General features: G+C 70.6%; 27 protein-coding genes. 11 read left to right on the top strand and 16 right to left on the bottom strand.

Going from position 1 to position 26,866, the window contains the following annotated elements; translation table 11 throughout:
- The first annotated feature begins 103 nt into the window (after positions 1 to 103).
- A complete protein-coding gene (locus tag LDL49_RS08735; RefSeq protein ID WP_225290433.1) occupies positions 104 to 1,126 on the top strand; it encodes a helix-turn-helix transcriptional regulator in 1,023 nt (340 codons plus the stop codon).
- Here LDL49_RS08735 and LDL49_RS08730 read toward each other — a convergent pair.
- On the bottom strand, positions 1,123 to 1,641 hold the full coding sequence (locus tag LDL49_RS08730) for a hypothetical protein (RefSeq protein ID WP_225290432.1): 519 nt from the start codon (positions 1,639 to 1,641) through the stop codon (positions 1,123 to 1,125). The genes LDL49_RS08735 and LDL49_RS08730 overlap by 4 nt on opposite strands.
- A gap of 119 nt (positions 1,642 to 1,760) precedes the next feature.
- On the opposite strand from LDL49_RS08730, the gene LDL49_RS08725 reads away from it, so the two are divergent.
- From LDL49_RS08725 to LDL49_RS08710, 4 genes are all read left to right on the top strand, one after another.
- Positions 1,761 to 2,969 (top strand): sensor histidine kinase, encoded by a 1,209-nt coding sequence (locus LDL49_RS08725; protein ID WP_443689877.1) that lies wholly within the window; start codon positions 1,761 to 1,763, stop codon positions 2,967 to 2,969.
- A complete protein-coding gene (locus tag LDL49_RS08720; RefSeq protein WP_225290430.1) occupies positions 2,969 to 3,619 on the top strand; it encodes a response regulator transcription factor in 651 nt (216 codons plus the stop codon). The genes LDL49_RS08725 and LDL49_RS08720 overlap by 1 nt, the downstream gene beginning before the upstream one ends.
- Positions 3,620 to 3,724: 105 nt before the next feature.
- Positions 3,725 to 4,477 (top strand): ABC transporter ATP-binding protein, encoded by a 753-nt coding sequence (locus LDL49_RS08715; protein WP_225290429.1) that lies wholly within the window; start codon positions 3,725 to 3,727, stop codon positions 4,475 to 4,477.
- A 1-nt stretch (position 4,478) separates the two neighbouring features.
- On the top strand, positions 4,479 to 6,971 hold the full coding sequence (locus LDL49_RS08710) for an ABC transporter permease (protein WP_225290428.1): 2,493 nt from the start codon (positions 4,479 to 4,481) through the stop codon (positions 6,969 to 6,971).
- Positions 6,972 to 7,085: 114 nt separating this feature from the next.
- Here the strand turns inward: LDL49_RS08710 and LDL49_RS08705 are convergent, their stop codons facing one another.
- The 5 genes from LDL49_RS08705 to rph form a co-directional block, all read right to left on the bottom strand.
- Complete coding sequence (locus LDL49_RS08705; protein ID WP_225290427.1) at positions 7,086 to 7,355, bottom strand: SUKH-4 family immunity protein; 270 nt, start codon at positions 7,353 to 7,355, stop codon at positions 7,086 to 7,088.
- Complete coding sequence (locus tag LDL49_RS58265; RefSeq protein ID WP_225290426.1) at positions 7,352 to 7,897, bottom strand: toxin glutamine deamidase domain-containing protein; 546 nt, start codon at positions 7,895 to 7,897, stop codon at positions 7,352 to 7,354. Before LDL49_RS58265 ends, LDL49_RS08705 begins: the two co-directional genes overlap by 4 nt.
- Before the next feature lie 1,799 nt (positions 7,898 to 9,696).
- On the bottom strand, positions 9,697 to 11,427 hold the full coding sequence (locus LDL49_RS08695; RefSeq protein ID WP_308016095.1) for a molybdopterin-dependent oxidoreductase: 1,731 nt from the start codon (positions 11,425 to 11,427) through the stop codon (positions 9,697 to 9,699).
- 70 nt (positions 11,428 to 11,497) lie between these two features.
- Entirely contained in the window at positions 11,498 to 12,088 is a 591-nt protein-coding gene (gene rdgB, locus LDL49_RS08690; RefSeq protein WP_225290425.1) for an RdgB/HAM1 family non-canonical purine NTP pyrophosphatase, read from the bottom strand.
- Positions 12,085 to 12,804 carry a ribonuclease PH gene (gene rph, locus LDL49_RS08685; RefSeq protein ID WP_225290424.1) on the bottom strand — a complete coding sequence of 240 codons (720 nt, stop codon included), beginning with the start codon at positions 12,802 to 12,804 and terminating at the stop codon, positions 12,085 to 12,087. The genes rdgB and rph overlap by 4 nt, the downstream gene beginning before the upstream one ends.
- A 53-nt stretch (positions 12,805 to 12,857) precedes the next feature.
- On the opposite strand from rph, the gene LDL49_RS08680 reads away from it, so the two are divergent.
- Positions 12,858 to 14,111 carry an MFS transporter gene (locus LDL49_RS08680; protein ID WP_308016094.1) on the top strand — a complete coding sequence of 418 codons (1,254 nt, stop codon included), beginning with the start codon at positions 12,858 to 12,860 and terminating at the stop codon, positions 14,109 to 14,111.
- An 11-nt stretch (positions 14,112 to 14,122) separates the two neighbouring features.
- On the opposite strand, the gene LDL49_RS08675 is transcribed toward LDL49_RS08680, so the two are convergent.
- The 3 genes from LDL49_RS08675 to LDL49_RS08665 form a co-directional block, all read right to left on the bottom strand.
- Positions 14,123 to 14,875, bottom strand: coding sequence for an MBL fold metallo-hydrolase (locus LDL49_RS08675; RefSeq protein ID WP_225290422.1), 753 nt, complete (start codon positions 14,873 to 14,875; stop codon positions 14,123 to 14,125).
- A complete protein-coding gene (gene murI, locus LDL49_RS08670; protein ID WP_225290421.1) occupies positions 14,872 to 15,696 on the bottom strand; it encodes a glutamate racemase in 825 nt (274 codons plus the stop codon). Before murI ends, LDL49_RS08675 begins: the two co-directional genes overlap by 4 nt.
- A 122-nt stretch (positions 15,697 to 15,818) precedes the next feature.
- Positions 15,819 to 16,610 (bottom strand): thioesterase family protein, encoded by a 792-nt coding sequence (locus LDL49_RS08665; RefSeq protein WP_225290420.1) that lies wholly within the window; start codon positions 16,608 to 16,610, stop codon positions 15,819 to 15,821.
- Between the two features lie 125 nt (positions 16,611 to 16,735).
- Here LDL49_RS08665 and LDL49_RS08660 point away from each other — a divergent pair, with 125 nt between their 5' ends.
- Complete coding sequence (locus LDL49_RS08660) at positions 16,736 to 17,059, top strand: hypothetical protein (protein ID WP_225290419.1); 324 nt, start codon at positions 16,736 to 16,738, stop codon at positions 17,057 to 17,059.
- A 173-nt stretch (positions 17,060 to 17,232) separates the two neighbouring features.
- Positions 17,233 to 19,002: a DUF3352 domain-containing protein gene (locus tag LDL49_RS08655; protein WP_225290418.1), complete on the top strand. Its 1,770-nt coding sequence runs from the start codon at positions 17,233 to 17,235 to the stop codon at positions 19,000 to 19,002.
- Between the two features lie 56 nt (positions 19,003 to 19,058).
- Here LDL49_RS08655 and LDL49_RS08650 read toward each other — a convergent pair whose 3' ends face one another.
- From LDL49_RS08650 to clpS, 5 genes are all read right to left on the bottom strand, one after another.
- Positions 19,059 to 20,006 carry a PLP-dependent cysteine synthase family protein gene (locus LDL49_RS08650; protein WP_225290417.1) on the bottom strand — a complete coding sequence of 316 codons (948 nt, stop codon included), beginning with the start codon at positions 20,004 to 20,006 and terminating at the stop codon, positions 19,059 to 19,061.
- A 1-nt stretch (position 20,007) separates the two neighbouring features.
- On the bottom strand, positions 20,008 to 20,280 hold the full coding sequence (locus LDL49_RS08645; RefSeq protein ID WP_225290416.1) for a MoaD/ThiS family protein: 273 nt from the start codon (positions 20,278 to 20,280) through the stop codon (positions 20,008 to 20,010).
- 140 nt (positions 20,281 to 20,420) lie between these two features.
- On the bottom strand, positions 20,421 to 20,822 hold the full coding sequence (locus tag LDL49_RS08640) for a M67 family metallopeptidase (RefSeq protein ID WP_225290415.1): 402 nt from the start codon (positions 20,820 to 20,822) through the stop codon (positions 20,421 to 20,423).
- Positions 20,823 to 20,831: 9 nt separating this feature from the next.
- Complete coding sequence (locus LDL49_RS08635) at positions 20,832 to 21,362, bottom strand: DUF2017 domain-containing protein (RefSeq protein WP_225290414.1); 531 nt, start codon at positions 21,360 to 21,362, stop codon at positions 20,832 to 20,834.
- Positions 21,363 to 21,372: 10 nt separating this feature from the next.
- Positions 21,373 to 21,648 (bottom strand): ATP-dependent Clp protease adapter ClpS, encoded by a 276-nt coding sequence (gene clpS / locus LDL49_RS08630; RefSeq protein WP_372454859.1) that lies wholly within the window; start codon positions 21,646 to 21,648, stop codon positions 21,373 to 21,375.
- Positions 21,649 to 21,712: 64 nt separating this feature from the next.
- Here clpS and LDL49_RS08625 point away from each other — a divergent pair, with 64 nt between their 5' ends.
- The 3 genes from LDL49_RS08625 (at position 21,713) to LDL49_RS08615 (ending at position 24,356) form a co-directional block, all read left to right on the top strand.
- Entirely contained in the window at positions 21,713 to 22,996 is a 1,284-nt protein-coding gene (locus tag LDL49_RS08625) for a nicotinate phosphoribosyltransferase (protein WP_225290413.1), read from the top strand.
- Positions 22,997 to 23,011: 15 nt separating this feature from the next.
- Complete coding sequence (locus tag LDL49_RS08620) at positions 23,012 to 23,581, top strand: nicotinamidase (protein ID WP_225290412.1); 570 nt, start codon at positions 23,012 to 23,014, stop codon at positions 23,579 to 23,581.
- Between the two features lie 160 nt (positions 23,582 to 23,741).
- Positions 23,742 to 24,356, top strand: a complete 615-nt coding sequence (locus LDL49_RS08615) for a hypothetical protein (RefSeq protein ID WP_225290411.1) — start codon at positions 23,742 to 23,744, stop codon at positions 24,354 to 24,356.
- On the opposite strand, the gene LDL49_RS08610 is transcribed toward LDL49_RS08615, so the two are convergent.
- Complete coding sequence (locus LDL49_RS08610; RefSeq protein ID WP_225290410.1) at positions 24,346 to 24,723, bottom strand: anti-sigma factor antagonist; 378 nt, start codon at positions 24,721 to 24,723, stop codon at positions 24,346 to 24,348. The genes LDL49_RS08615 and LDL49_RS08610 overlap by 11 nt on opposite strands.
- 370 nt (positions 24,724 to 25,093) lie before the next feature.
- Positions 25,094 to 26,842 carry a DEAD/DEAH box helicase gene (locus LDL49_RS08605; RefSeq protein ID WP_225290409.1) on the bottom strand — a complete coding sequence of 583 codons (1,749 nt, stop codon included), beginning with the start codon at positions 26,840 to 26,842 and terminating at the stop codon, positions 25,094 to 25,096.
- Positions 26,843 to 26,866: the final 24 nt, after the last annotated feature.

Genomic DNA, 26,866 nt, shown 5'->3' with positions numbered 1-26,866 from the left:
GGGGGCGTTCCGGTCTATAGGTCTCGTCTGGCGAGATCCCGACTTGTCGTAAACCCGCCTGGGCTACGCTCCCGTTCGGGACGACCGGACGATGGGGGCGGGCATGGCGCAACGGCGGCTGCTGGAGGGCCTCGGGGTCAGCGTCGCCGAGGAGACGGCCTATCGGGCGCTGCTCCGCCACGGGCCCGCGACGCTGAGCCAGCTGGCCACCGAGACCGGCGCGTCCGCCGCCGCCATCCGCCGGATGCTGCCCAGGCTGGAGGACCTCGGGCTGATCTCCCGGGTGGCCGGCCGACCCTTACGGCTGATCGCCACGCCGCCGAACATCGCCATCGACGTGCTGGTGGCCCGCCGCCAGGAGGAGATCACGCACAGCCGGGCCGCCGCGGCGCTGCTCGCCACCGAGGTGGCCGACCGCACCGGACCGCATCCCGAGGAGGTGCTGGAGGTGGTGACCGGCCGTTACGCCGTCGCCCGCCGCTATCTCCAGCTCGAACGCAGCGTCACGGCCGAGATGCTCGTGCTGGTGCGCCCGCCGTACGCGGTCGACATCCTGGACGATCAGGAGAACCAGCAGCGCGCCGCCCACCAGGGCCCGGCCGTCCGCGGCATCTACGGACCGCTGGCGTTCGAGGAGCCCGGCATGCTGGCGCACACGCGGCAGGCGATCGCCGACGGCGAGCAGGCCCGGCTGGGGCAGGTGCCCGTCAAGCTGGCCATCGCCGACGGCCGTACAGCCATGCTGCCGCTGGTGTCCGATGAGGACCGGGCGGTGGAGAGCGCACTGGTCGTCCATCCGTCGGCGCTGCTCGACGCGCTCGTCGGGCTGTTCGAGGTGCTGTGGCAGGCGGCCGTGCCGCTGCGGCTGTCAGCGGACCCGGCCGCGCACATCGAGCGGGACGTGTGGCCGCAGCCGGGCGACACCGAGGTGCTCGCCCTGCTGGCGGTGGGGATGAAGGACGACGCTATCGCGCGGCAGCTCGGTCTCAGCCCGCGTACGGTGCAGCGGCGGGTGCAGGAGCTGTGCGAGCGGCTGGGGGCCCGTACGCGGTTCCACGCCGGGTTCCTGGCCGCGCAGCACGATCTGCTGGTCCTGGATCGCGGATCCGGGCTGCGGGCGCCTTAACCGGTCTTGGTGGGCATCGGCGTGGGCATGACGCTGGGGGGCATCATCGTAGGCACCACCGTGGGCAACGGATACGGAGTCGCGGGCACCTGATACGGACCGGGGTACGGCGGCAGCCGCCGGCAGTAACTCCCGTAAGGGCCCGGACGACAGTCCTGGTAGCCGGGATAGCGCTCCCAGTCCTGCCAGTAGACGCGCGCGGTGTCGCCTCGGTGGACCATGCCGCTGATCACCGCCACGGCGCCGCCCCCGAGCACGCCGCCGATGATCAGCCCGATCAGGCCGGCACCGATGATCTGCGTGGGCTTCAGCCGGAAGAAGTCGCGGAAGCTGTCAGAGCGCGGAGGTGGTGGTGGCGGAGCCGCTGTCGCCCACCCGCTTCCTGGCGGCGGGCCCGAGACCCGGGTGGTCGCCGCTTCCGCGTCGGGGGGAGCGGCGGGCCGGTCTCCAGGGGTCGGGTCGCGTGGCGCTTCCTCTTCGCCACGCGACCCGGCATCACGATCATGATCCGCCATCACGATCTCCCTTTACTCGCCCGTAAGGGCGCTCCCAACGACAAGAGTGCCCTATGTCCCGTAAGGCTGATGTAAGACCTGAGTCGTAGCCGAACCTCCCCCTCCAGACTGACAAACCCATGCCAAAGCCTCCGTATCGTAATGATGTGTTCGGCAGGGTAATGGGATGGTCAGGGCGCCATGGCAGGCTCATGGACGCCCTCCGGGTGGCGCCGCTGGCAGTGTTCTGCCTGTTCATGGCCGTGCCGTACGGGGAGAACGGCCCGTTCGACAACGGCAATCTGTACGTCGGGGTGAGCGGCTACCTCGGGCTCTGCGCGGTGCTGATCGTCCCGCTGCTGTGGCGGCGGGACCGGCCGCTGACCGTCTTCACGATCCTCTCACTGGCCTGTTTCGGGCAGTGGCTGGCCAAGATCGATCCGATGCCGGCCAACATCGCGGTGCTGGTGGCGCTCTACTCGGTGGCCTTCCGGTGCGGGTTCCCTTGGGCGATCGCCTCGGGCCTGGTGGCCGAGCTCGGCGTGTTCATGGTCATCGTGCGCTGGCAGACGCCGACGTTCAGCATCTTCTTCAGCGGCTCGATCCTCGTCGTGACGGTCTGGCTGACCGGCCTGTACGCCAGGACGCGCAGCCGCTATCTGGAGAGCCTGGAGGAGCGGGCGGAACGGGCCGAGCGCGAGCGCGACCAGCAGGCCCGGATGGCGGCCGCGGCCGAGCGCACCAGGATCGCCAGGGAGTTGCACGACGTGGTGGCCCACAACGTCAGCGTGATGGTGGTCCAGGCCGACGGCGCCGGGTACGCCATCGACAGCGACCCCGACCAGGCGCGGGAGGCCGTACACACCATCTCCAAGACCGGGCGCGAGGCGCTCGCCGAGATGCGCAGGCTGGTCGGCGTGCTGCGGGAAGAGGGGTCCGACGGGACGGACTACACGCCGCAGCCGGGCCTCGCGCAGCTGGAGGAGCTGGTGCGCGGCGCGGGCGTGCCCGCGCGGCTGCGGGTCGGCGGGCCGCCGGGCGAGCTGCCCGAGGGGCAGCAGCTCGCGGTCTACCGCATCGTGCAGGAGGCGCTGACGAACGCGCTCAAGCACGGCGGCCCCGGCGTCCGCGCGCTGGTCGAGCTGCGGTACGCCGGGCGCGAGCTGGTCGTGCGGGTGACCGACGACGGCAGGGGCGCGGCGGCACCACGCAGCCCCGACGGGCACGGGCTGGTGGGGATGCGCGAGCGGGTCGGCATGTACGGCGGAGAGGTGGCGGCCGGGCCGAGATCGGGCGGCGGGTTCGAGGTGCTGGCCAGGCTGCCGGTGCCGGACACCAGGGCGGCATAGTGATCCGGGTGATGCTGGTCGACGACCAGGAGTTGTTGCGCGCCGGGTTCAGGATGGTGCTGGGCGCCCAGCCCGACATCGAGGTGGTCGCCGAGGCCGGTGACGGGGTGCGGGCGCTGGAGGTGCTGCGCGACGTCGAGGTGGACGTGGTGCTCATGGACGTACGCATGCCGAGGATGGACGGCGTGGAGGCGACCCGGCGGATCGACGGCCCGAAGGTGCTCATCCTGACCACCTTCGACCTCGACGAGTACGCCTTCGCGGCGGTCAAGGCGGGCGCCTCGGGCTTCCTGCTCAAGGACGTGCCGCCGGCCGACCTGCTGACCGCGATCAGGTCGGTGCACGCGGGCGACGCCGTCGTGGCGCCGAGCACGCTCAAGCGGATGCTCACCAAGTTCGCCGCACAGCTGCCGACGGAGGAGCTCGCGGCCGCGTCAGAGCTGACGCCGCGCGAGCGCGAGGTGCTGCTCATGGTGGCCCGCGGCCTGTCCAACATGGAGATCGCCGCCGGGCTGGAGGTGGCGGAGGCCACGGTGAAGACGCACCTGGGCCGGGTGCTGGCCAAGCTGGGGCTGCGGGACCGCGCCCAGGTGGTGGTCTACGCGTACGAGGCGGGCCTGGTGGTCCCGACACGTCAGACGAAAGGCTGACCCGGGTCATCTCAGGACCTACACAAAACCCCTCCTCGGGGCCCATATTTCCTGCATTTTCCGCTCCTAGGTTGGTCACGTTCCCGCAGACGACAAGGAGTGAACGTGACCCTCACCGATACCCGCCGGCAGGCCCCCGAGGCGGTGGTGGCCAGAGCGCTGACCAAGGTGTACGGCCAGGGCGACGCGCAGGTCCATGCCCTCCGCGGTGTGGACGTCGCCTTCGCGACGGGCGCGTTCACCGCGATCATGGGCCCGTCCGGTTCCGGCAAGTCCACGCTCATGCACTGCCTGGCCGGGCTCGACACCGCGACCTCCGGCACCGTGCACATCGGCGACGTGGAGCTCACCGGGCTCAACGACAAACAGCTCACGCTGCTGCGCCGCGAGCGGATCGGCTTCATCTTCCAGGCGTTCAACCTGCTGCCGACGCTGACCGCCGAGCAGAACATCCGCCTGCCCCTGGAGATCGCCGCCCGCCAGCCGGACCGGCTGCTGTTCGACCGGGTCATCGAGACGGTCGGCCTGCGGGACCGGCTCGCCCACAAGCCGACCGAGCTGTCCGGCGGCCAGCAGCAGCGCGTCGCCGTGGCCAGGGCGCTGATCAGCAAGCCTCAGGTGATCTTCGCCGACGAGCCGACGGGCAACCTCGACTCGCGTAGCGGCGCCGAGGTGCTGTCGTTCTTGCGCACGTCCGTACGCGAGCTCGGCCAGACCATCGTCATGGTCACGCACGACCCGGTGGCCGCGGCGTACGCCGACCGCGTGGTGTTCCTGCGCGACGGCGAGCTGGTCAGCGAGATCAGCGCGCCCTCGCCGCAGTCGGTGCTCGACACGCTGATGAAGCTGGAGGCCTGAGTTGCTGAGGACGACTCTGGCCGGGCTGCGCGCGCACAAACTGCGGCTGCTGCTCACCTCGCTGGCGATCACGCTGGGCGTCGGCTTCATCGCCGGTACGTTCGTGCTGACCGACACCGTCAAAGCCGGCTTGTCGCAGCAGGCCACGGCCGAGGCGGACAAGGTCGGCCTGGCCGTACTGCCCGAGGACCACGAGGGGGCGCTGCCGGAACGCCTGCTCGACCAGGTGCGCGGCCTGTCCGGCGTGCTGGAGGCACAAGGGCTGATCCGCGGCAGCGCGCCGTTGCTGGGCAAGGACGGCAAGGTGGTCGGGAACGCGCCGACCACGGCCGTCTCGATCGTGACCGGCCGGCTCGGCCGCACCACCATACTCAGCGGCACCGGCCCCGGGTCCGACGACCAGGCGGCGGTGCTCGACAAGAACACCACCAAGGCCCAGGGCCTCAAGCTCGGCGACACGATCACCGTGCTCGACTCCCGGCACCGCGAGCAGCGGTTCAGGCTGGTCGGCGTCATGGACACCGGCCTGGACCAGACGCTGGCCTACACCGGCGCGGTCGGTTTCACCCCGGCCACGGCTCAGCGGATGACCGGCGCCAAGGGCTTCGCCGAGATCGACATCGCGGGCGACGGCGCGGGGCTCAAGCAGGCGGTCGCCGCCGCCGCCGGAGCGGGAGCGGTGGTCAAGACGGGCGCGGAGCTCGCCAAGGGCCTGGCGGCCGAGGCGGGCATCCAGATGGAGTCGCTGACCACCGGCCTGCTGCTGTTCGGCCTGGTGGCCATGCTGGTGGCCGCGCTGGTCATCTACAACACCTTCAACATCCTCGTCGCGCAGCGGGCCAGGGAGATGGCGCTGCTGCGCTGCATCGGCGCCACGCGCGGGCAGGTGTTCGGCTCGATCGTGCTGGAGTCCACCGCCGTCGGCCTCCTGTCGTCCGCGCTCGGCCTGCTCGCGGGCTACGGCCTGGGGGCGGCCACGCTGGCCGTACTGGGCGCGCTCGACGCCCCGCTGCCCACGAACGCGGCCATCGCGCTGACCCCGGTCATGGTGCTCAGCGGGCTGGGCCTCGGCCTGCTGGTCACCGTGGGGGCGGCCCTGCTGCCCGCGCGGGCCGCCACCCGGGTCGCGCCGATCGCGGCGCTGGGCATGCAGGTGGAGGAGCAGACGTTCCGTACCGGCGTCGTACGCGTGGTCCTCGCCGCGCTCTTCCTCATCGCCGGGCTCGGCGCGGCCGGCTACGGGGCGCTGGGGATGGAGCCGGGCCAGATGGTGCCGCTCTTCGTCGTCATGGGCGGTGGCGCGCTGACCTTCCTGGGGGTGCTCATCCTCGGACCGGTGCTGGTCAAGCCGCTGAGCGCGCTGATCGGCTGGATCCCGGCCAGGCTGTTCGGCGTGCCGGGACGGCTGGCCGTGGACAACTCCGGACGCAATCCCCGCCGGGCCGCCACCACGACCGTGGCGCTGACCATCGGCGTGACGCTCATGACGCTGATCTCGGTGGTCACCGCCTCGACGCGGGAGACGATGACGACCAAGCTCGACAACCAGTTCCCGATCGACTACCTGGTGGCCCCCCAGGAGCGCGACGCCGCCGTCCCCCGGCCGGTGGCCGACGCGCTGCGGCGCAGTCCGGAACTGGCCTCGGTCGTCCAGATCCGCGCGGCCAAGGCCAAGATCTCCGGCTCCGGCGATTCGGTGCGGGTCGGCACCTTCAACGGCCCCTTCAAGCCGGAGGTACGGTCCGGTTCGCTGGACCGGCTGGAGCCGGGGCAGGTCGCGGTGGCCGTCCCCGCGGCCAACCAGTTCGGGCTGCGGGTCGGCGGCACAGTGGCGGTGCGGACCCCCAAGGGCGGGACCGTCACGTTGCGGGTGGTCGCCGTTCTCTCGGGCGATGCGTCCCTGCCGATGTTCACCGTGGCCGAGCAGCCCTTCGAGGAGTACTTCGGCCGGCTACCCGACACGCGGCTGATGGTGAACATCAAGGACGGCGTGCCCCCCGCCCAGGCGCGCAAGGTGGTGGACGCGGCGACGGCGGCCTACCCGATGGTCCAGGTGACGAGCGCGACGGAGGTGCGGGGGCAGTTCGACGACACGCTGGACATGTTGCTGATGATCATCACCGGGCTGCTGGGCCTGGCGATCCTGATCTCGCTGCTAGGCATCGCCAACACGCTGTCGCTGTCGGTACATGAGCGGACCAGGGAGTCGGCACTGCTGCGGGCCCTCGGGCTGACCAGGTCACAGCTGCGGCGGATGCTCTCGGTGGAGGCGCTGGTGCTCGGGCTCATCGGGGCGGTGGTCGGGGTGGTGCTCGGCGGCGTGTTCGGGTGGGCGGCGATGCGGGCGATGATCGATGGTGCCTGGTTCGTGGTGCCGGTGGGACAGATCACGCTGTTCGTGGTGCTGTCGGGGCTGGCCGGGGTGCTGGCCGCGGTACTACCGGCGCGGCGGGCGGCTCGGGCGTCGATCGTGGGCTCACTAGCAACCGGATAAACACCGACAAATCACGATAAAGACGACAATTTCCGGATAGGAAACCATGCGGGGCGGCGAGCCGCATCCCTCGCCGTCCCGCACCCCGGCCCCCGCTCGTCCGGGTACGGCCGATCAGCGAGGGGTACGGCCGGGCCAGAGCTCGGCAACCGTTTCCGGATCGAGGAGCGGCCGGGTGACCACCTCACCGGACACTTTGTCGATCACGATGCAGCCCCCGCCGACCGTACTGGGCAGGGTGGCCGGGTCGTCGAGATCAGGCTCTCGCACCCAAGCGACATAGCCCTCATTGAACCCATAAATCCCCACCGAGACGGAATCGTCCACCCGCCGCGCCCCGTTGAAGTACTCCTCCGCCAGCGCCCTGGCCTGCTCGAGATTCATCCCGGTTGCCCCTGCCTGTCAACGATCACACAGAACACCCCGGTCACGGTTGTATAGGGCGGCTCAACGGCCATGTGACCCCGCTGGGCATCGATCCAGATCACCTCGCCGCCCGAGTTGACGGCGTTCCACGCATGAGACCCGCCGCCGGGCCAGCGCACCACGATCACGGCCGCCGCCCCGTGGCCCGCCTCCAACAGCCGCCGCGCCACCATCGGGTAGGCGTGCCGCCCTTGCCCCAGATACTGGAATCGCTGCCCCACCCACCGCTCGATCCGCCCCGTACCCCCGGCCTCACCGGTGAGCTGCGGCCGGCCGATCCGGTCGTACTCCGGCACCCTCGGCGCCGCCGCAGCAGGCTCGCCGTGCCAGGTGGACAGTACGGCCAGCGCGCAGTCGGCGGCGTTGGACGCCCGAAACGGGTCATCGGCCGGACCACCGCCGTTGATCAGCCTGACCCACGTGCCGCGCGGATCGGGAAACCGCGTACCTAGCGGAATCGCCAGCGCCAGATCGTGCTCCACCTGAGCGTCGGGCTTCACCAGCCCTCCAGGCACCCCGTAGGGCCGGTAACCGACCAACCTCGGCGGCCGATGCGACCGATCGAACCAATCCCGCTCAGCGACCGCCTGCCACCCAGCCGCCCCCGCACCGATCCCCTGCCACCCAGGTTTTCCGGTCCCGGCACCCTGCCGACCAGAGCCTTCGGCCTCAGTCCCCTGCCGCCCAGCCGTCTCGATCCCGATCCCCTGCCAACCAGGACCTTTGGTCCCGGTCGCCTGCCGCCCAGCCGATCCCGCCCCGGCTCCCTGCGACCCAACCGCTCCAACCCCTGAGCCCGGCAAAGCGCTGTCCGGCGAGAGCCCCAAAATGGCCGCCGCCGACCCCCCGAACATCCCGGCCCCACCCGTCATCCCAGCGCCCGGCCCACCCGCACCGCCGCTGACCCCGCCACCGCCGACCCCGCCGCTGGCAACCCCTGCGCCTTCCACGAACGCCGAGCCACCTGCCGAGTCCGACCCACTCCCGGAGTCCAAGTCACTCCCGGGCACCGACCCACCCCGAGACACCGCCTCGGCCACCGCGCCGCTCCCGGCCACCGCGCCGCTCCTGGAGACCGAGCCACGTCCGGAGACCAGGCCGTTCCCAGAGACCGCGCCGCCCTCAGACGCAGAGGACCCCCGGCCGCTCTCGGGCACCGATCCGCTCCGAGACACCGCGCCACCACCGGGCAGCGAGCCGCTCTCAGAGACCGCGCCGCTCCGAGACGCCGTTCCGCCCCAGGGGACCGAGCCGCTCGTGGACACCGCGCCGCCGTCGGACACCAGGCCGCTCCCGGGCACCCGGCCGCTCTCGGCCACCGAGCCACTCGCGGGCGCGGGCCCGTGGGCCACCGCTGATTCCCCCGCTTGCGCCATGCCACCCGGCACACCGCTCGACGCCGAGTGCCGGGAGGCAGGCGCGCCGTGCCGCCCGACCGATGAGGCGCCCCGCGAGGCTGCCGACCGTACGGACGCGGAACCGGCCGAGGGCGTGGGTGGGTGGGCACTCGACGACGTGCCAGGCGGAGCACCAGACGGGTCGGCCCACGGCGCGACCGACTCCCCAGCCGACGGAGTGGCCCGCTGCTCAACCGACCCCCCAGCTCCGGCCGATCCGCCAGCCACCGCCGACTTCCCAGCGACGGTCGACTCCCCAACCACGGCCGACCGTTCCGGCGGGGCCGGCCACCGCGCTGTGGACCGTTCCATCGGGGTCGGCCATTGCGCCGCCGACCGTCCCGTCGACGGACCCGATAGTGCGGTCAGTGAGGCGCCCCACGGAGTCCCTGGCCATTCGGGTGGTGAGTCGGGCGATGAGTGGGCGGGAGAGGGCGAGGCGGGCGCTGGACCGCCCGAAGCCATCGAGCTCGGCGACGGACGGCCCGAATACGTCGATGGGCTGCCGGAAGGCGGCGAGCTGGGCGATAGCCGACCTGAGGAAGGCGATAGGCCGCCCGAAGACGGCGGGCCAGACGGTGGGCGGCCCGACGACGGCGAGTTAGGCGATAGGTGGGTGGAAGAGGGCGGGGCCGGGGTCGAGAGGGGGGAGGCGAGTAGGTCCGAGTCGGCGGCGCGCTCATAGTCGCGCCACCTGACCCCGTCACCCACCACAGGGTCGTAATGCCCCTCGGGAAGGACCCACCGCACGCTGGACTTGCGGTCGCGGAACACGTCCTGCCTCCTGTCATGGCTCGACGACCGATCGTAGGGCGACGAGCCATCCCGAGGAGGGGAAGTCAGCAAGTTTTGGCGGTCCCGGCTACCCGCCGTACCTGCGCAAACAGGGAGAAGGGCCGCGCTCAGGTGACGTTGACCTGGATGGCGTGCCAGCCGCTCGCGCCGTCCGGCGCCGGCGGCGCCTGCTGTTCGGTCTGGGTACGGCCCGCCGCGTCCGTGGCCCGGACCTCGATCGTGTGCTTGCCGGAGGTCAGGTCCCAGTCGAGCGACCACTGACGCCACGTGTCGGGGCCCGGCACCTGGGCCAGCTTCGCCTGCCGCCACTCGCCCCGGTCGACGCGCACCTCCACCGCGTCGATCCCGGTGTGCTGCGCCCAGGCCACCCCCGCGATCGTGGTACGGCCCGCCGTCACCGACGCGCCCGGCTTGGGCAGGTCGATGCGGGACTCCGTCTTGATGGGTCCCTTGGCGGACCAGCCGCGCGGCGTCCAGTACGCCTCGTCCTGGTCGAACCGGGTCACCTTGAGGTCCACCACCCACTTGGTCGCCGAGACGTACCCGTAGAGGCCGGGCACCACCTGGCGTACCGGGAAGCCGTGCTCGACGGGCAGGGCCTCGCCGTTCATCGCGATGGCGAACAGCGCGTCGCGACCGTCCATCACCACGTCGACCGGGGTTCCGGCGGTGAAGCCGTCGTCGGAGGTGGACAGCAGCATGTCGGCGCCGGACTGGAGGCCCGCCTCGCGCAGCACGTCGGCCATCCGGACGCCGAGCCAGCGGGCGTTGCCGATGTACTCGCCGCCGACCTCGTTGGACACGCAGGTCAGCGTGACGTACGACTCGGTGAGGGGACGCTTCAGCAGGTCGGCGTACGTGATCTCGACCGGCCGGTCCACCATCCCGTGGATGCGCAGACTCCACTGCCGGGGATCGACATGCGGCACGATGAGCGCGGTATCGACCCTATAGAAGTCCTGATTTTTCGTGACGAATGGGGAGAGGCCGCGGATACCGAAATCCGTTCCTTGGGGCAGCGGTTTGGCCGCCACGCTGGGCCTGGGCAGCGCGACCGCCACCCGGGCGGTCTCCGCCGTCTGCCTACCCCCGAGCACCCGCCCAGCCAGCGTGGCGGCCCCCGCGACCACCACACCGCCCGCGACGCCGCCGAGCAGCCGCCGCCGGTCGAACACGTACGGCTCCGCCCCGGTCCGCATCACGGCAGGCCGCTCAGCCTCATCACCGGGAATCCCCGGAGAGCCCGGAGACTCAATGGAGGATCCGCCGCCACCAGGCTCGGCAACCGAAGCCCCCGAAGCCCGCGAAGCCGCCCCCGTGCCCGAAGCCGACCAAGCCGCCGCCCTCGCGCCCGTAGCCGACGAGCCCGAGGTCGTCGGCGTGTCCCCGTACGACCTCCGCACGCTCCGCGCCAGCAGCCACGTGAGCGCCCACGCCCCGACGCCGACCCCCACCACGGTCGGCACCACGTCGAGCGCTCCCGCGCCCGGCCTGGTCACCACCGCCGCGATGCCCACGACGCCGAACACCCCGAGCCCCACCAGCCCGTACGCGACCCGCCGCCGCGCCAGCACCCCGATGACCGCGGCCACCAGCGTGAGGACCACCAGCACACCCGCGATGAGCACGGTCTTGTCGTTCGAGCCGAAGTTGCTGATGGCGAACTCTTTGAGCCACGCGGGCGTGTTGTCCACGACCACGTTGCCCACGGCCACCACGGGAAAGGCGGCGGGCTTCAGCACCCCGGCGACGAGCTGCGCGACGCCGAGCGCCACGGCGCCGGCCACCACTCCCGCCAGTGCCCCGGCCCAGGCCGGCATCACATCGTTGTTCTGCACAGTTCTGACGCTACGCCTCTGGCGGCCGACTGTTCTTACGCGATGGTTACGTCAGCTCTCGACGGTCACGTCAGCTCGCGATGAGGTCGCGGACGATCGGGGCGAGGGCGCGGAAGGCGCGGCCCCGGTGGCTGATGGCGTCCTTCTCGTCGGCGGAGAGCTCGGCCGCGGTGCGGGTCTCGCCCTCGGGCACCAGGATCGGGTCGTAGCCGAACCCGTTGGTGCCGCGGGGAGTCGTGACCAGGTGGCCCGCCAGCGTGCCCTCGACCACGCGCCACTCCCCCGACGGCAGTGCCAGCGCGGCCGCGCACGCGAAGTGGGCGCTCAGCTTGTCGGCGGGGACGTCGGAGATCTGCGCCAGCAGCAGGTCGAGGTTGGCCTTGTCGTCGCCGTGGCGCCCCGACCAGCGGGCCGAGAACACCCCGGGCATGCCGTTGAGCACGTCGACGCAGAGGCCCGAGTCGTCGGCCACCGCGGGCAGCCCCGAGCCCTGCGCCACAGCGTGCGCCTTGAGCAGGGCGTTGTCCTCGAACGTGACGCCGGTCTCGGCCACCTCGCCGATCGAGGGGAACTCCTCGAGCCCCACGATGTCGAACCCCGACAGGATCCGGCGCAGCTCAGCGATCTTGCCCGCGTTGCGGGTGGCCAGGACGATCCTCATGCTCCCAGCGCCTCCTGCTGGATCAGGGTGAGCTCCTCGCAGCCGGTGACGGCCAGGTCGAGGAGCTGGTTGAGCGCGGCGCGGTCGAACGGCGCGCCCTCGGCGGTGCCCTGCACCTCGACGAAGCTGCCGGCGCCGGTCATCACCACGTTCATGTCGGTCTCGGCGGCAACGTCCTCGGTGTAGCAGAGGTCGAGCATCGGGACCGAGCCGACCACGCCGACCGAGACGGCGGCCACGGAGTCGACCAGCGGCTCGCCGGGGCACATCCGGCGCTCGCGCATCCACGCGACGGCGTCGGCCAGCGCCACGTAGGCGCCGGTGATCGCGGCGGTCCTGGTGCCGCCGTCGGCCTGCAGGACGTCGCAGTCGAGCAGGACGGAGTTTTCGCCCAGAGCCTTGTAGTCGACGCAGGCCCGCAGGGAGCGGCCGATCAGCCGGGAGATCTCGTGCGTGCGCCCGCCGATCTTCCCGCGGACCGACTCGCGGTCGTTGCGGGTGTTGGTGGCGCGCGGCAGCATCGCGTACTCGGCCGTGACCCAGCCCTGACCGCTCCCCCGCCGCCAGCGCGGCACGCTGTCCTGGACCGATGCGGCGCACAGGACCCGGGTGCCGCCGAACTCCACCAGCACCGAGCCTTCGGCATGGGTAATCCATTGCCTGGTAATGGTGATGGGGCGGAGCTGGTCGGGGTTTCGGCCATCCTGTCGCGACATGCAGATCACCCTATCTCCGCGCCGCAACGCTCTTGACCGAATGTGTCCGACACATGGATCCTTACGCAATGACAACGGGGGTGTTGCGAAACCCTGACTTTCTCCGGTTCCTCAGTTCGCACGTGGCCAACGAACTCGGCGCCAACATTTCCCGTGTGGCGCTCCCTTTGGTCGCCGTGCTGGCTCTGCACGCCGGACCGCTGGAGGTCGGCGTGCTCTCGGCGCTGCAGACGGCGGCGTTCCTCGCGATCGGCCTGCCCGCGGGGGTCTGGGTCGACCGATTGCGCAGGCGCCGCGTGATGGTGACCTCCGACCTGGTCAGGTGCCTGCTGCTGGCGAGCATCCCGGTCAGCGACGCGCTCGGTCTGCTGTCGGTCGGCATGCTGTACGTGGTGGCGCTGCTGGCCGGCACCGCCCAGGTCTTCAACGACGTCGCCGACCAGACCTACCTGCCGGAGCTGGTGAGCAGAGACCGTCTGAGCGACGGCAACTCCAAGCTCGAGTTCGTCCGGTCGGGCGGCTCGCTCGCCGGTCCCAGCCTGGGCGGCGCGCTCGTGCAGCTGATCGGCGCCTCGCGCACGATGCTGGCCACGGCGCTGGCCGCACTGGGCTCACTGGTCTTCCTGAGCGCCATCAAGACGCCCGACCAGGCGCCGGTCGCCGAGGAACGCCCGCCGATGCGCCAGGGCATCGCCGAGGGGCTCAGGTTCGTCTGGCGCGACCGGCTGTTGCGGATGATCGTCGCCACGACCGCGGCGACGAACCTGAGTCTGAGCGCCGTGGTCAGCCTGTCCGTGCTGTTCCTGGCCGACGTGGTCCGGCTGCCGCCCGGCCTGATCGGCGTGCTGCTCATGTCGGGCGCGGTCGGCGGGCTGCTCGGCGGTCTCACCGGGAGCCGCTTATTCGGCAGGTACGGCACCGCCAGGATGACCTGGCTGGCCATAGCCGTCACCTCGCCCTTCGGCCTGCTGCTGCCCATGACGCAGGCCGACTGGCGGGTCTCCTTGTTCGTCATCGCCTCGATCGCGCTCTCGTGGGGCGCGATCATCTACAACGTCGGCCAGCTCACCTACCGGCAGACCGTCACGCCGGAGCGCATGCTGGGGCGGGTCAACGCGACGGTCCGGTTCATCGTCTGGGGCACGATGCCGCTGGGCGCGTTACTCGGCGGCATCGTGGCTCAGCACATCGGGGTGCGAGAGGCCCTCTGGGTGTTCATGGGAGCGCGGCTGCTGTCGTTCCTGCCGCTGATGTTCTCGCCGCTGCCGCGTCTGCGGGACTTCTCACAGGTTCGGGCCAAGTCGTAGCGAGGCAGTGCTCAGGCCAGGTCGTAGACGGCCCCGCTGCGGGCCAGGTCGATCGGGCCGCCGTAGCCACCCCGGCAGGCGTCGTCCAGGATCCGCTGCTGGTCGTTCCAGGGGACGAGGTGGGTGAGCACCAGCCGGCCCACCCCGGCCTTGGCGGCGTGCTCGGCGGCCTGGCGGCCCGACAGGTGCAGGTCGGTGGGCAGCTCCGGCTGGTCGAGGAACGACGACTCGCACAGCATCAGGTCGGCGCCCGCGGACAGCCGCACCACTTCGGCGGACTCGCCGGTGTCGCCCGAGTAGGCCAGGCTCCGGCCGCCGTGCGTGACGCGGAAGCCGTACGCCTCGACCGGGTGGTTGACCTGACCGGCGACCACCGTGAACGGCCCGACCTCGAACGGGCCCGGTGCGAGCGGTACGAAGTCGAAGGCCGTCTCCAGTCCCGGCTCCTCCGGCATGCCGTAGGCGGCGGCCAGGCGGCGCGGCGCGTCGGCGGGCGCGTGGACGGGCACCTTGGCGTACGGCGCGGCCGGTCCGTAGGTCCGGGCCACGTGATAGGCGCACATGTCGAGGCAGTGGTCGGCGTGCAGGTGGCTCAGGCAGATGGCGTCCACGTCGTAGAGCCCGATATGGCGTTGAAGCACGCCCAGGGACCCGTTGCCGAAGTCGAGGAGCAGCCTGAACCCCTCGGCCTCGACGAGATAGCAGGACGAGGGGCTGTCGGGGCCGGGAAAGCTCCCCGAACAGCCGATGATGGTCACCTTCATGTGGGCCTCCCGTTAGAGGTAGTACCCCCCACTGGTGTGACTTCGACCGCATCGATCTCCGGGCCGAGGAAGCGTCGCCCGAGCCGGGCGAAGAGCAAGGAGTCGCCTGTGGCGCGGAAGCGGTGCCGGGGGGTGGCCTCGCTCCCTGCCGCCATGTCACGGTCGTGCAGGATGCGGTAGACGTCCTTGGCCGTCTCGTCGGCACTGGAGACGAGCGTCACCCCGTCACCGGCGACATAGGAGATCGCGCCGGTGAGCAGCGGGTAATGGGTGCAGCCGAGGATCAGCGTGTCGCACCCGGCCGCCCTGATGGGGGCCAGGTAGTCGCGCACGACCTCGATGAGCTCCTCGCTCGCCGTCTCTCCGCGTTCGACGTACTCCACCAGGCGTGGGGCGGCCACGCCGGTGAGCTGTACGTCGGGAGCCGCGGTGAAGGCGTCGTGATAGGCCATGGACTCGATGGTCGCCCTGGTGGCGATCACACCGACCCTGCCGGTGCGGGTGGCGCGCACCGCGCGCCGGGTGGCGGGCTGGATCACCTCGACGACCGGCACGTCATAACGCTCGCGCGCGTCGCGCAGCACGGCGGCACTGGCGCTGTTGCACGCGATCACGAGCATCTTGACGTCGTTCTCGACGAGGTGGTCCATCACCTCCAGCGCGTAGGCGCGGACCTCGGCCAGGCGTTTCGGCCCGTAGGGCTGGCGGGCCGTGTCGGCCACATAGGTGATGGATTCATGGGGCAGCTGGTCGATGATCGCCCTGGCGACCGTCAGCCCGCCCACCCCGCTGTCGAAGATCCCGATGCTCGCGTCCGGCACCTTTAGAGGGTAGGCGACCTGCGACATTCTCACTGCGTAAGAATGCTCACAGTCCGCGTCTCACCCCACGGCCAACAGTCCGCGCGTCACCCACGGCCCACCAGCTGCCCACAGTCCGCGCGTCAGCCGCGGCCCACCCGCGCGAGCTGGCGGCACTGGGCGACCAGCCTGCCCTCGGAGTCCCACGCCTCGACCTCCTCGTCGAACCAGCCGTCCGAGATGAGCCGGCCGCTGCCGATCAGCGTGAGCCAACCGGGGGCGGGCAGCGCCCGCAGGTGCCAGGTGAGGTCCACGGTCGGCGCCCAGCCCCGCGCCCCGGCCGAGAACACCACGGGCGGCAGCGCGTCCACGGCCAGCGCGAGCACGTAGGGGTCGGGATCCTGGGGCTCTGCCATCCTGAAGTACGCCCTGGACTCGGGCCGGCCGCTGGGCTCGCCGGTCAGCCAGCCGATCGTGGGCGGGTCGAAGAGCAGCTCCATCCGGGCGTTGAGCGTCATGTTGGACTCGGGCTTGGGCTCGGGCAGCTTGGCGCATTCTTCCGGCCGTGGCATGACATGGATGGATTTATCGGCGTACGTGGGCTCGACGTCGTGCAGCGTGGCCGTGGTGATCAGGCTCTCGATCTGCGCCACCCCGTCCTGGATGAGCGTCGCCCGGGTGAAGGCGGCCGTCCTGCCCGCCTTGAGCTGCTCGATCCGCACCCGGGCGGGGCCGGGCACGGGCGCCTTGAGGAACTGGGCGGACGTGCTCACCGGGTGCTCGAACGGCGACGCGTCCACGACCGCGCGAAGGATCACCGCCAGCAGGTAGCCGCCGTTGAGCGGGCCACCGATCACATAGCCGGGGTCGAGGCAGACGTCGTAGGTGGTCTCATCGACCCGGATCGCCTGCGTGGCCTCGTCGAACTTGGTCATCGGTCCCGCCCTCGAATCAATCCGGAACTATATTCTAGTAGCCACACAGTGTATTGCAGACCCAGAGCATCGGACCATCAGCGTGCCTACCTGCGAAAACGCCCTCTCGCTGAGACAGTTCGATCATGGGAAGCGTTACCGAGCTCATCGGACAGTCGGTCTGGGACCCCAACGGGGTGTGGGTCGGCCACGTCGTCGACATCCGCGTGATCAAGCACAGGGGCGAGCTGCAGCAGAGCGCCAGCGTCTACGGCCTGGTGGTCTCGGCCCACCGCCGGCCGCTGCTCTGCCTGACCCGCGACCTGCACGGCCGCTGGGGCTGGTTCTCCCGGGCGCTGGCGCGGGTGCTCTATGTGGGATCCACTTTCGTCCCGTGGTCGAGTGTCACCGATCACAGCGGCGGAGAGGTGCACATCAGCACTTCCAGAAAGGAACTCTCACGGGTCTAAGTACATTGCAAGCGTCCGTCTAGCAACATCAGCTACCGTCCTTGTGGTCATGAGTCCACATTGTGAGTTGAGTGATGTCTGCTAATAATCCCCCGAGTGGCCAGGATCCGAATCGGACGACGGCGTACCGCTGGAACCAGGAGCAGCAGCCCGAGAACCCACCGACAACGCCATTGTCATCACAGGGCCAGCCGTATCCTCCGCAGCAGTCCTACCAGCAGCCCCAGTACGACCCGCAGCACGGACAGCAGGCGTACGGGCAGCAGGCGTCCTATGGCCAGCAGGCCCCCCAGTACGGGCAACAGCCCTCATACGGCCAGCAGCCATATGGTCAGCAACAGCCCCAATATGGGCAGCAGCCGCCTTCGTACGGACAGCAGGCCCCCCAGTACGCCCCGCAGCACGGGCAGCAGGCGTACGGGCAGCAGGCGTCCTACGGACAGCAGGACCAGTACGCCCAGGCCGGTTGGCAGCAGCAGGGCCCCGAGGGCTTCGGCCCCGCCGAGCCCGCCAAGAAGAGCCGCAAGGGCTGGATCATCGCCATCGCCTCGGCGCTGGCCGTGGTTCTGCTGGGCGGCGGCGCGGTCTGGGCGGTCGGCGCGATCGGCGGCGGCGGCACGCAGCCGCACGAGGTGCTGCCCGCCAGCTCGATCGCCTATGTACGGCTCGACCTGGACCCGGCGGCCAACCAGAAGGTGGCGCTGTTCCAGATCGCCAGGAAGTTCACCGTCACCAAGGACACCTTCAAGGGTGACGACCCGCGCCAGGCGCTCTTCGACCTGGCGCAGGACGGCGGTTTGTCCAAGGTCGACTTCGCCAAGGACGTCGACCCCTGGCTGGGCAGCCGGATCGGCCTGGCCATCGTCCCGTCGGGCGGCAAGGAGCCCGACTACGCCGTGGCCGTCCAGGTCAAGGACGAGGCGCAGGCCAAGGCGGGCATCACCAAGCTGATGGGCAAGGAGAAGTTCGGCGTGGCCTTCCGCGACGACTACGCGCTGGTGACCTCCAGCCAGTCGCTGGCCGACAAGTACGCCGCCGAGACCACCAGCCTCGCCGACAACGCCGACTTCAACGACGACTTCAACGCGCTCGGCGAGCAGGGCGTGCTGTCGTACTGGGCGCACCTCGGCAAGGTCGGCGAGCTGGCCCTGACCGACAAGTCGAGCGAGCAGGCCAAGGCGCTCGAGCAGGTCAAGAACGCCAGGTTCGCCGGAGCGCTCCGCTTCGACAGCTCCTACGCCGAGCTGGCCGGCGTGGTTCGGGGCGCCGAGGGCATGGTCGACGGCGATCTGGAGCCCACCAAGCTGTCGGCGCTCCCCGCCACCACCGCGGGCGCGCTGTCCTACTCGGGCCTCGACCAGATCATCACCAAGAAGTGGGCCGAGATCGAGCAGTCCGTCGCGGCGTCGCCCGCGGGGGCCCAGTTCAAGCAGTTCATCGACCAGGCCAAGCAGACCTACGGCCTGCAGCTGCCCGACGACCTGGCCACGATCCTCGGCAAGAACCTGACCCTCGCGGTCGACTCCGAGGGCCTGGACAGCGACAAGATCAAGGGCGGCGTCCGCATCACGACGGACCCGGCCAAGGCGCAGGCCGTGTACGACAAGATCCAGAAGGCCATGACGTCCAGCGGCCAGCCCGCTCCCCAGCTCGCCAAGGTCGCGGGTGACGGCACGTTCACCGTGGCGACCACCGACGAGTACGCCAAGGCACTGGCCGGGGACGGCACGCTGGGCGAGAGCGAGACCTTCAAGACCGCGGTCCCGGACGGCGACGAGGCCACCTTCGCCCTGTTCGTGGACCTCGACAAGGTCGAAAAGTATTACCTGTCGAGCATGGAGGGCGACGACAAGGCCAACGCCCAGGTCCTGAAGGCGGTCGGTATGAGCGGCAAGCAGACCGCCACCGAGGCCACCTTCTCGCTACGGGTCCTGTTCAACTAGCACGAACACAAGTGGCCGCCTCCCTGTGGGGGCGGCCACTGTCATGCGGTCAACTGTCAGGCCCAGAGCTGGCCTTCGAGGCGGTGCTCGGCCTCGTCCAGGGTGCCTTCGTAGGCGCCCGTGGACAGGTACTTCCAGCCTCCGTCGGCGACCACGAAGACGACGTCGGCGCTCTCCCCCGCCTTCACCGCCTTGGCGGCCACGCCCAGAGCGGCGTGCAGCGCCGCCCCGGTGGACACCCCGGCGAAGATCCCCTCAGCGGCGAGCAGCTCCCGGGTACGGCGCAGCGCGTCGGCCGAGCCCACCGAGAACCGCGTGGTGAGCACGGACTCGTCGTAGAGCTCCGGGATGAACCCCTCGTCCACGTTCCGCAGCCCGTAGACCAGCTCGCCGTAACGCGGCTCGGCGGCCACGATCCGCACGCCGGGCACGCGCTCGCGCAGGAAGCGCCCCACGCCCATGAGCGTCCCCGTCGTGCCGAGCCCGGCAACGAAGTGGGTCACGGTGGGCAGGTCCTCAAGGATCTCAGGGCCGGTCGACTCGTAGTGGGAGCGCCAGTTGGCCGGATTGCCGTACTGGTAGAGCATCACCCAGTCCGGATGCTCCGCCGCGAGCTCCTTGGCCACCCGCACGGCCTCGTTGGAGCCGCCCGCCGCGGCGGACGAGATGATCTCCGCCCCCCACATGCGCAGCAGCTGGCGGCGCTCCTCGGAGGTGTTCTCCGGCATGACGCAGATGAGCTTGTAGCCCTTGAGCTTGGCCGACATCGCCAGGGAGATGCCGGTGTTGCCGCTGGTGGGCTCCAGGATCGTGCAGCCGGGTGTGAGCAGCCCGTCCTTCTCGGCCTGCTCGACCATCCAGAGCGCGGGCCGATCCTTGATCGACCCGGTCGGGTTGCGGTCTTCGAGCTTGGCCCAGAGGCGTACCTCCGCCGACGGCGAGAGCCGGGGAAGGCCGACGAGCGGCGTGCGCCCGACCGAGTCGATCAATGATTCGAAGCGCATGTCACCCGCCGGCGACGGCGGGCAGCACGGTCACCGTGTCGCCGTCGGACACCGGCGTGCCGAGGCCGCCGAGGAAGCGCACGTCCTCGTCGTTGAGGTAGACGTTGACGAAGCGGCGCAGGTTGCCCTGGTCGACCAGGCGGTCCTTGATCCCGGGGTGCAGGGACTCAAGGTTGCTGATCAGCTCGTCGAGGGTGGCGCCCTCGGCGTCGACGGCTTTGGCGCCGGCGGTGTACGTACGAAGGATGGTCGGAATGCGAACCTCGATGGCCATCGCGGTCAGTCTCCTCGGGTCAGGTCGTCGTCCCATCGGCAGCAACGCCGACGGCTGAACACGGATTCCTGATCAGCGACAGTCGTAGACGACGACAGCCGGGGTATGCGCGAAGAGGTAGCTCTGCACCGGCCGGACCATCATGGTACGAACCTTACCTCTTCCTCTGTTATCGCCCCATCGAGGATCCGGTACGAGCGGAACTCCGTCTCGTCCTCGTCCCTCGTCGAGACCAGAACGTAGTGGGCGTCCGGCTCGGAGGCATAGGTCACGTCGGTGCGCGAGGGGTAGGCCTCGGTCGCCGTGTGGGAGTGGTAGATCACGACGGGCACCTCGTCGCGGTCGTCCATCTCGCGCCAGACGCGCAGCTGCTCCATCGAGTCGAAGCGGTAGAAGGTGGGCGAGCGCTCGGCGTTCTCCATCGGGACGAACCGCTCGGGCACTCCGTCCCGTCCCGCGATCACGCCGCACGCCTCGTCCGGGTGGTCGGCCCGCGCGTGGGCAACGATCTTGTCCACGAGTTCCTGCGAGATCGTCAGCATGTCCGGAAATTACCAGAGGGCCCGGACCAGGGTGTCCTGCAGGTAGGTCAGCCAGTCGTAGGTGACGTAAGCCGGGTAGCGGGGGTCGTCCTCGGACATGGTGGCGATCTCGTCGTGGATCTCCTCGGTGACCTCGAGCTTGGTGCCGAGGGCCAGCCGCACGTCGTTGAGCGAGCGCAGCCACGCCTGGGCCTGCTCGGGCGTCAGCTCGCTGCGGCCCGGCCGGGCGCTGTCGAGCATGGTCTGCGCGTCGGCGCGCTTGCCGTCGCGCAGCGTCGCCTCGGTGTAGCGGCGGAACTCCGCCGCCTCCTCCTCGTCCTGGTAGGCCGAGGGGAACAGGCGGGCCAGCACCGGATCGGACGGCGCCGAGCCGGCCCCGATGCCGATCCCGAGCGCCCGCTCCAGCGGGTCGTCACCCGTCTCGCCCGGCGCCACCAGGCCGAGCACCTGGGTGACCAGCGAGCGCAGGATCGACACCTCCGCCGCCTCGAACTCCGCGATGACGCCGCCGCCCTCCCGCGTCGAGAACCCCGAGTTCACGTGTGCCGCCTCACTTGACCGAATCCGGCTGGACCGTCGCCCACAGCCCGTAGGAGTGGAGGATCTGCACGTCGCGCTCCATCTCCTCCCGGGTGCCGCTGGACACGACGGCTTTGCCCTTCTTGTGCACGTCCATCATGAGTTTCTCGGCCTTCTCCTTGGAGTAGCCGAACACCGTCTGGAAGACGTACGTCACGTAGGACATGAGGTTGACCGGGTCGTTCCAGACGATCGTCACCCATGGCAGGTCGGGCCGGACGTCCGTTGACGGACGCTCGACGGCCATTGGAGCAGTGCTACCCACATCCCCCATCCTGCCCTACCCCGGCCGTAGTCTTCGAGTCGTGGCAATGACCATGAGCACTGCGTTGCTCACAGATCACTATGAACTGACGATGCTCCAGGCGGCACTGCGGAGCGGCGCCGCCCACCGGCGGGCGGTTTTCGAGGTGTTCGCCCGGCATCTACCGGGCGGACGGCGCTACGGGGTTGTCGCCGGGACGGGACGTGTCCTCGACGAGCTGGAGAACTTCCGTTTCGGTGACGAAGAGCTGACCTATCTGCGGGAGAACGAGGTGGTCGACGAGGCGACCCTCGATTTCCTCGCCGGCTACCGGTTCTCCGGAGACGTCTATGGCTACCGCGAGGGCGACGTCTACTTCCCCGCCTCCCCGATCATGGTGGTGGAAGGCACGTTCGCCGAGGCCGTACTCCTGGAGACTTTGACCCTCTCCATCCTCAATCATGACTGCGCCATCGCCTCCGCCGCCTCCCGGATGACGAACGCGGCGGGCAACCGTCCGATCATCGAGATGGGCTCGCGCCGTACGCACGAGTGGGCCGCCGTGGCCGCCGCCCGCGCCGCCTACATCGCCGGGTTCGCCTCCACCTCCAACCTGATGGCCGGGCGCGTCTACGGCGTCCCGACGGCCGGTACGGCGGCGCACGCGTTCACGCTGCTGCACGACTCCGAGCGGGCGGCGTTCGCGGCCCAGATCGCCTCCCTCGGCCCGGAGACCACGCTGCTGGTCGACACCTATGAGGTGGCCGAGGCGGTCCGCACCGCGATCGAGCTGGCCGGCACCAAGCTGGGCGCGGTGCGGATCGACTCGGGCGACCTGGCGGCGGCCGCGCAGGAGGTGCGCGAGCAGCTCGACGCGCTCGGCGCCTTCAACACGCGCATCGTGGTCACCTCCGACCTGGACGAGTACGCCATCGCCGCCCTGGCCGCGGCCCCCGTCGACGGCTACGGCGTGGGCACCTCGCTGGTGACGGGCTCGGGCGTGCCCACTGCCGCGCTGGTCTACAAGCTGGTGGCGCGCGAGACCGCGGCGGGCGTCATGGAGCCGGTCGCCAAGCGGTCGGTCGGCAAGCCGTCGCGCGGGGGGCGCAAGGAGTCCTACCGCCTGTTCGACGAGACCGGGCACGCCGACACCGAGCTGATCACCACGTCGGGGCAGGCGCCGGAGGGCGGCGTGCCGCTGCTGCACCAGCTCGTACGAGACGGCGAGGTCATCGGCAGGGAGCCGCTGACCGCGGCCCGCGAGCGACACGCCGAGACCATCGCACGCCTGCCCCAGGAGGCGCTGCACCTTGGCAGGGGGTACGCGGCGATCGCTACGGAGTTCTCCTGACGTAGGGTGCTTCGTATGGGGACCGCGCTGATCATCGTGGACGTGCAGAACGACTTCTGCGAGGGCGGCAGCCTGCCCGTGGCGGGTGGTTCCGAGGTGGCCGCCGCGATCACCCGCTACGTGGACGACCACGGCTACGACCACGTGGTGGCCACCCGCGACTACCACATCGACCCGGCCGGCCACTTCTCCGACACCCCCGACTACGTGACGACCTGGCCCTCGCACTGCGTCGCGGGCACGCCGGGGGCGGACTTCCATCCGGCGTTCGACGTCTCGGCGGTGGAGGAGGTCTTCTCCAAGGGCGCCCACGCCGCCGCGTACAGCGGGTTCGAGGGCGCCTCCGGTGACGACGTGTCGCTGGCCGCCTGGCTGGACGAGCACGGAGTGAGCGAGGTGGACGTGGTGGGGATCGCCACGGACCACTGCGTCCGCGCCACGGCGCTCCACGCGGTCGAGCACGGGCTGGCCGTACGCGTGCTGCTCGACCTCACGGCCGGGGTGGCGCGGGAGACCACGGACCGCGCGCTGGCGGAGCTGCGGGCCGCGGGCGCCGTCCTGCAGGGCACGCCGTCCGTCCGCTGACTTTCGCACGTACGCCGGCCTTTTTCACGCACGCCGCTGTCGGCCACGAAGAGTACGCGATGCGCGACGCTGCGGTCATGTGATATCCAGAAGGCGAACGCTCTCCGCTCCCACCCAGCCACGGAGAGCGATATGACTTCGTCCCGGTGTGAGGTTCCCCATGCTCACCTTCTCCCTCGGCCTCGCCTGGCTGCTGCTCGCCCCGCTCAGCCTCTGGGTGCTCGTCCGCGGGCGCAACGGAGCCAGGGTCGGGGCTGTGGTGACCCTGGCACTGCTGGAGGCGGCCACGGTCGCCATGACCGCCGAGGAGCGGGATGCCGCGGTCGTCGCCCATGAGGCGCCGCCGAGCGTGTTCTCGATGGCCTGCGCGGCGCGTACGCCGATGCCTCAGACGGCCCGGCTGAGCGGCGCGCGCGACGATCTCACGCTGTCCTGGCCCGCGGCGCCCGACGAGTGCGCGACGGCGCAGGTCACGCTCCGTCCCAAGGGGCGCGGGCTGCGCGTCTGGATCCGCGAAGGGCCATCGGCCGGTGAGGGCAAGGGGACGCGTACGGTGCCCGTACGCGTCGTCGGGGGCGCCGCCTCGCTGCGAGTGCCGCTCGACCCGCCCGCCCCCGCGCGGCTCAGCCCGGTCGACGGCCGCACCGGTCACCGCATCCCAGCCGACCGTTCTGGCACCTCGGCCGCGACCGAGGACCGTCTCGGGACCCCGGCGGCGACCGACGGCCGCCCTGGCACTCCAGTCGTGACCAAGGGCCGACGTCCTATGAGATGACGGAGCCCTGCCGCAGCGCCTCGTCCAGGTCGTCGTAGACCTCGAACGCGTGCCGCAGCCCCGTGATGAACAGCACCCGCCCCATGACCCCCTGAACCCCGCCCAGCAGCAACCGGGTCCCCCTGGCCTCGCACCGCTGCAGAACCTCGACCAGCTCGTTCATCCCCAGGGAGTCGCAGAAGGTGATCTCCCGAAGGTCCATGATCAGGACAGGCGTCGCCGAGTGCGCCCAGATGCGCTCCATATGCTCCCGGAAGACGGGCACCGCCCCGGCGTCGAGATCGCCGTTCAGCCGGGTGATGATGGCGTTCCCCGAGAGGCCAGAAGTGACGGCGAACGTCGATCTGCCCGTGGCCCCAGCTGACATGGAGGAAATCCTTCTGTATATCCCGAGGCAGCCATCGTGGGCCATGGCCGGTGCGGCTGGGCGTCTGACGAACGGTCACCGCGGTGTGACCGATCGCATCGCGTACTGACCTCTGGATCGGCGCCCGGCACCGCCATGAGCAGGCTCTTCGCTGCCGTGTCCTAACCGTGACACTTTTCGGGGCCCACGGCCACCGGATCGCGAAGATCCCTATCACGTCGACTTGGGGTCACCGGGCGGCTCGGGGTCGCCCGGCGGCTCGGGGTCGCCCGGCGGCTTGGGTCGTCCTAGCGGCTCGGGGTCGCCTGGCGGGGAGCACGTCGGACTGGGCCCCCGGCGAGGAGGGAACCCCCTCGCCGGGGCGGTTGTCCTAGCGCCGCTGGGTGGCCCACTGGCGGATCTTGGCGATCCGCTCCTGGATCTCGGCGGCGGTGGCCTGGGCGATCGGCGGCCCGCCGCACGCCCGGCGCAGGTCCGAGTGGATGACGCCGTGGGGTTGGCCGGTGCGGTGGTTCCAGGCGCCTACGAGGCCGTTGAGCTCCCGCCGCAGCTCGGCGATCTGCTCGTGCGGCGCCAGCGCGGGCGGTGCGCTCTCGGCCTTCTTGGCCTTGGCCGCCTGCTGGTCCGACTGCCGCTTGCGCAGCAGCGTGGCCACCTGGTCGGGCTCCAGCAGGCCGGGCAGCCCGAGGAAATCCTCCTCCTCCGCCGAGCCGACCTCCGCCCCGGTGCCGAACTCGCCGCCGTCGTACAGCACCCGGTCGAACGTCGCCGAGGTCTCCATCATCTCGAACGGCAGCTCGTCACCGAGGACGTCTGGATTGTCCTTCTTCTTGTTGGCCTGTTCGAGCAGGCTGTCGTCCAGCCCGTCCTCGGGCGGACGGCGGTTGAGCACGTGGTCGCGCTCCAGCTCCATCTCGTTGGCCAGGCCCATGAGGGTCGGCACCGAGGGCAGGAACACCGAGGCCATCTCACCGCGCTTGCGGGCCCGTACGAAGCGGCCGACCGCCTGGGCGAAGAACAGCGGCGTGGAGGTCGAGGTGGCGTAGACCCCCACGCACAGCCGCGGGATGTCGACGCCTTCGGACACCATCCGGACCGCCACCAGCCAGCGATCACCGGACGCGGCGAACTGCTTGATCTTGTTAGACGCCCCAGGATCGTCGGAGAGCACGACGGTGGCGCCCTCGCCGGAGATGTTGCGCAGGTGGCGGGCGTAGGCGCGGGCCGCCTCGTGATCGGTCGCGATGACCAGGCCACCGGCGTCGGGGACGCCGCGCCGCACCTCGGTCAGCCGCCGGTCGGCGGCCTCCATGACCTGGCGGATCCAGTCGCCCTTGGGGTCGAGCGCGGCGCGCCAGGCCTGGGAGAGCTGGTCCTTGGTCAGCGGCGTGCCCAGCGTGGCGGCGAGCTCGTCGCCCGCGCGGGTGCGCCACTTCATCTCCCCGGAGTAGGCCAGGAAGATGACCGGCCGGACGACCCCGTCGTCGAGGGCCGGACCGTAGCCGTAGGAGAAGTCGGAGACGCTGCGCTTGAGCCCCTCGGTGTCCTCCTCGTAGCCGACGAACGGGATCGGGTTGTCGTCGGACCTGAACGGCGTGCCGGTGAGCTGGAGCCTGCGGGTGGCCGGCTCGAACGCCTCACGGATGCCGTCGCCCCACGACTTGGCGTCGCCCGCGTGGTGGATCTCGTCGAAGATGACCAGCGTCTTGCGGGCCTCCGTGCGCGCCCTGTGGAGGGCGGGGTGCATGGCGACCTGCGCGTAGGTCACGGCCACGCCGGTGTAGTCGCGGGAGGTGGCGCCCTGGCTGTTCTTGAACTCGGGGTCGATGCCGATGCCGACCTTGGCGGCGGCGTCGGCCCACTGGCGCTTGAGGTGCTCGGTGGGGGTGACGATGGTGATCGCCCGGATCACCCCGTTGGCGAGCAGCTCGCTGGCGATGCGCAGGGCGTAGGTCGTCTTGCCCGCGCCCGGCGTCGCCACGGTGAGGAAGTCACGCGGCTCGCGCCTGAAATACAGGTCGAACGCCTCCTGCTGCCAGGCACGCAGCTTGGGGGCGGTGCCCCATGCGGCGCGGTCGGGGTAGGAAGGCGAAAGGTGGGATGCGGCGAAGGTGCTCACCGCATCACCTCTGGGGTTCGTGTG

Source organism: Nonomuraea aurantiaca (assembly GCF_020215705.1).
GTDB lineage: Bacteria > Actinomycetota > Actinomycetes > Streptosporangiales > Streptosporangiaceae > Nonomuraea > Nonomuraea aurantiaca.
Note: the sequence above shows the minus strand (reverse complement) of the source record. Positions and strands in the feature narration are given on the sequence as shown.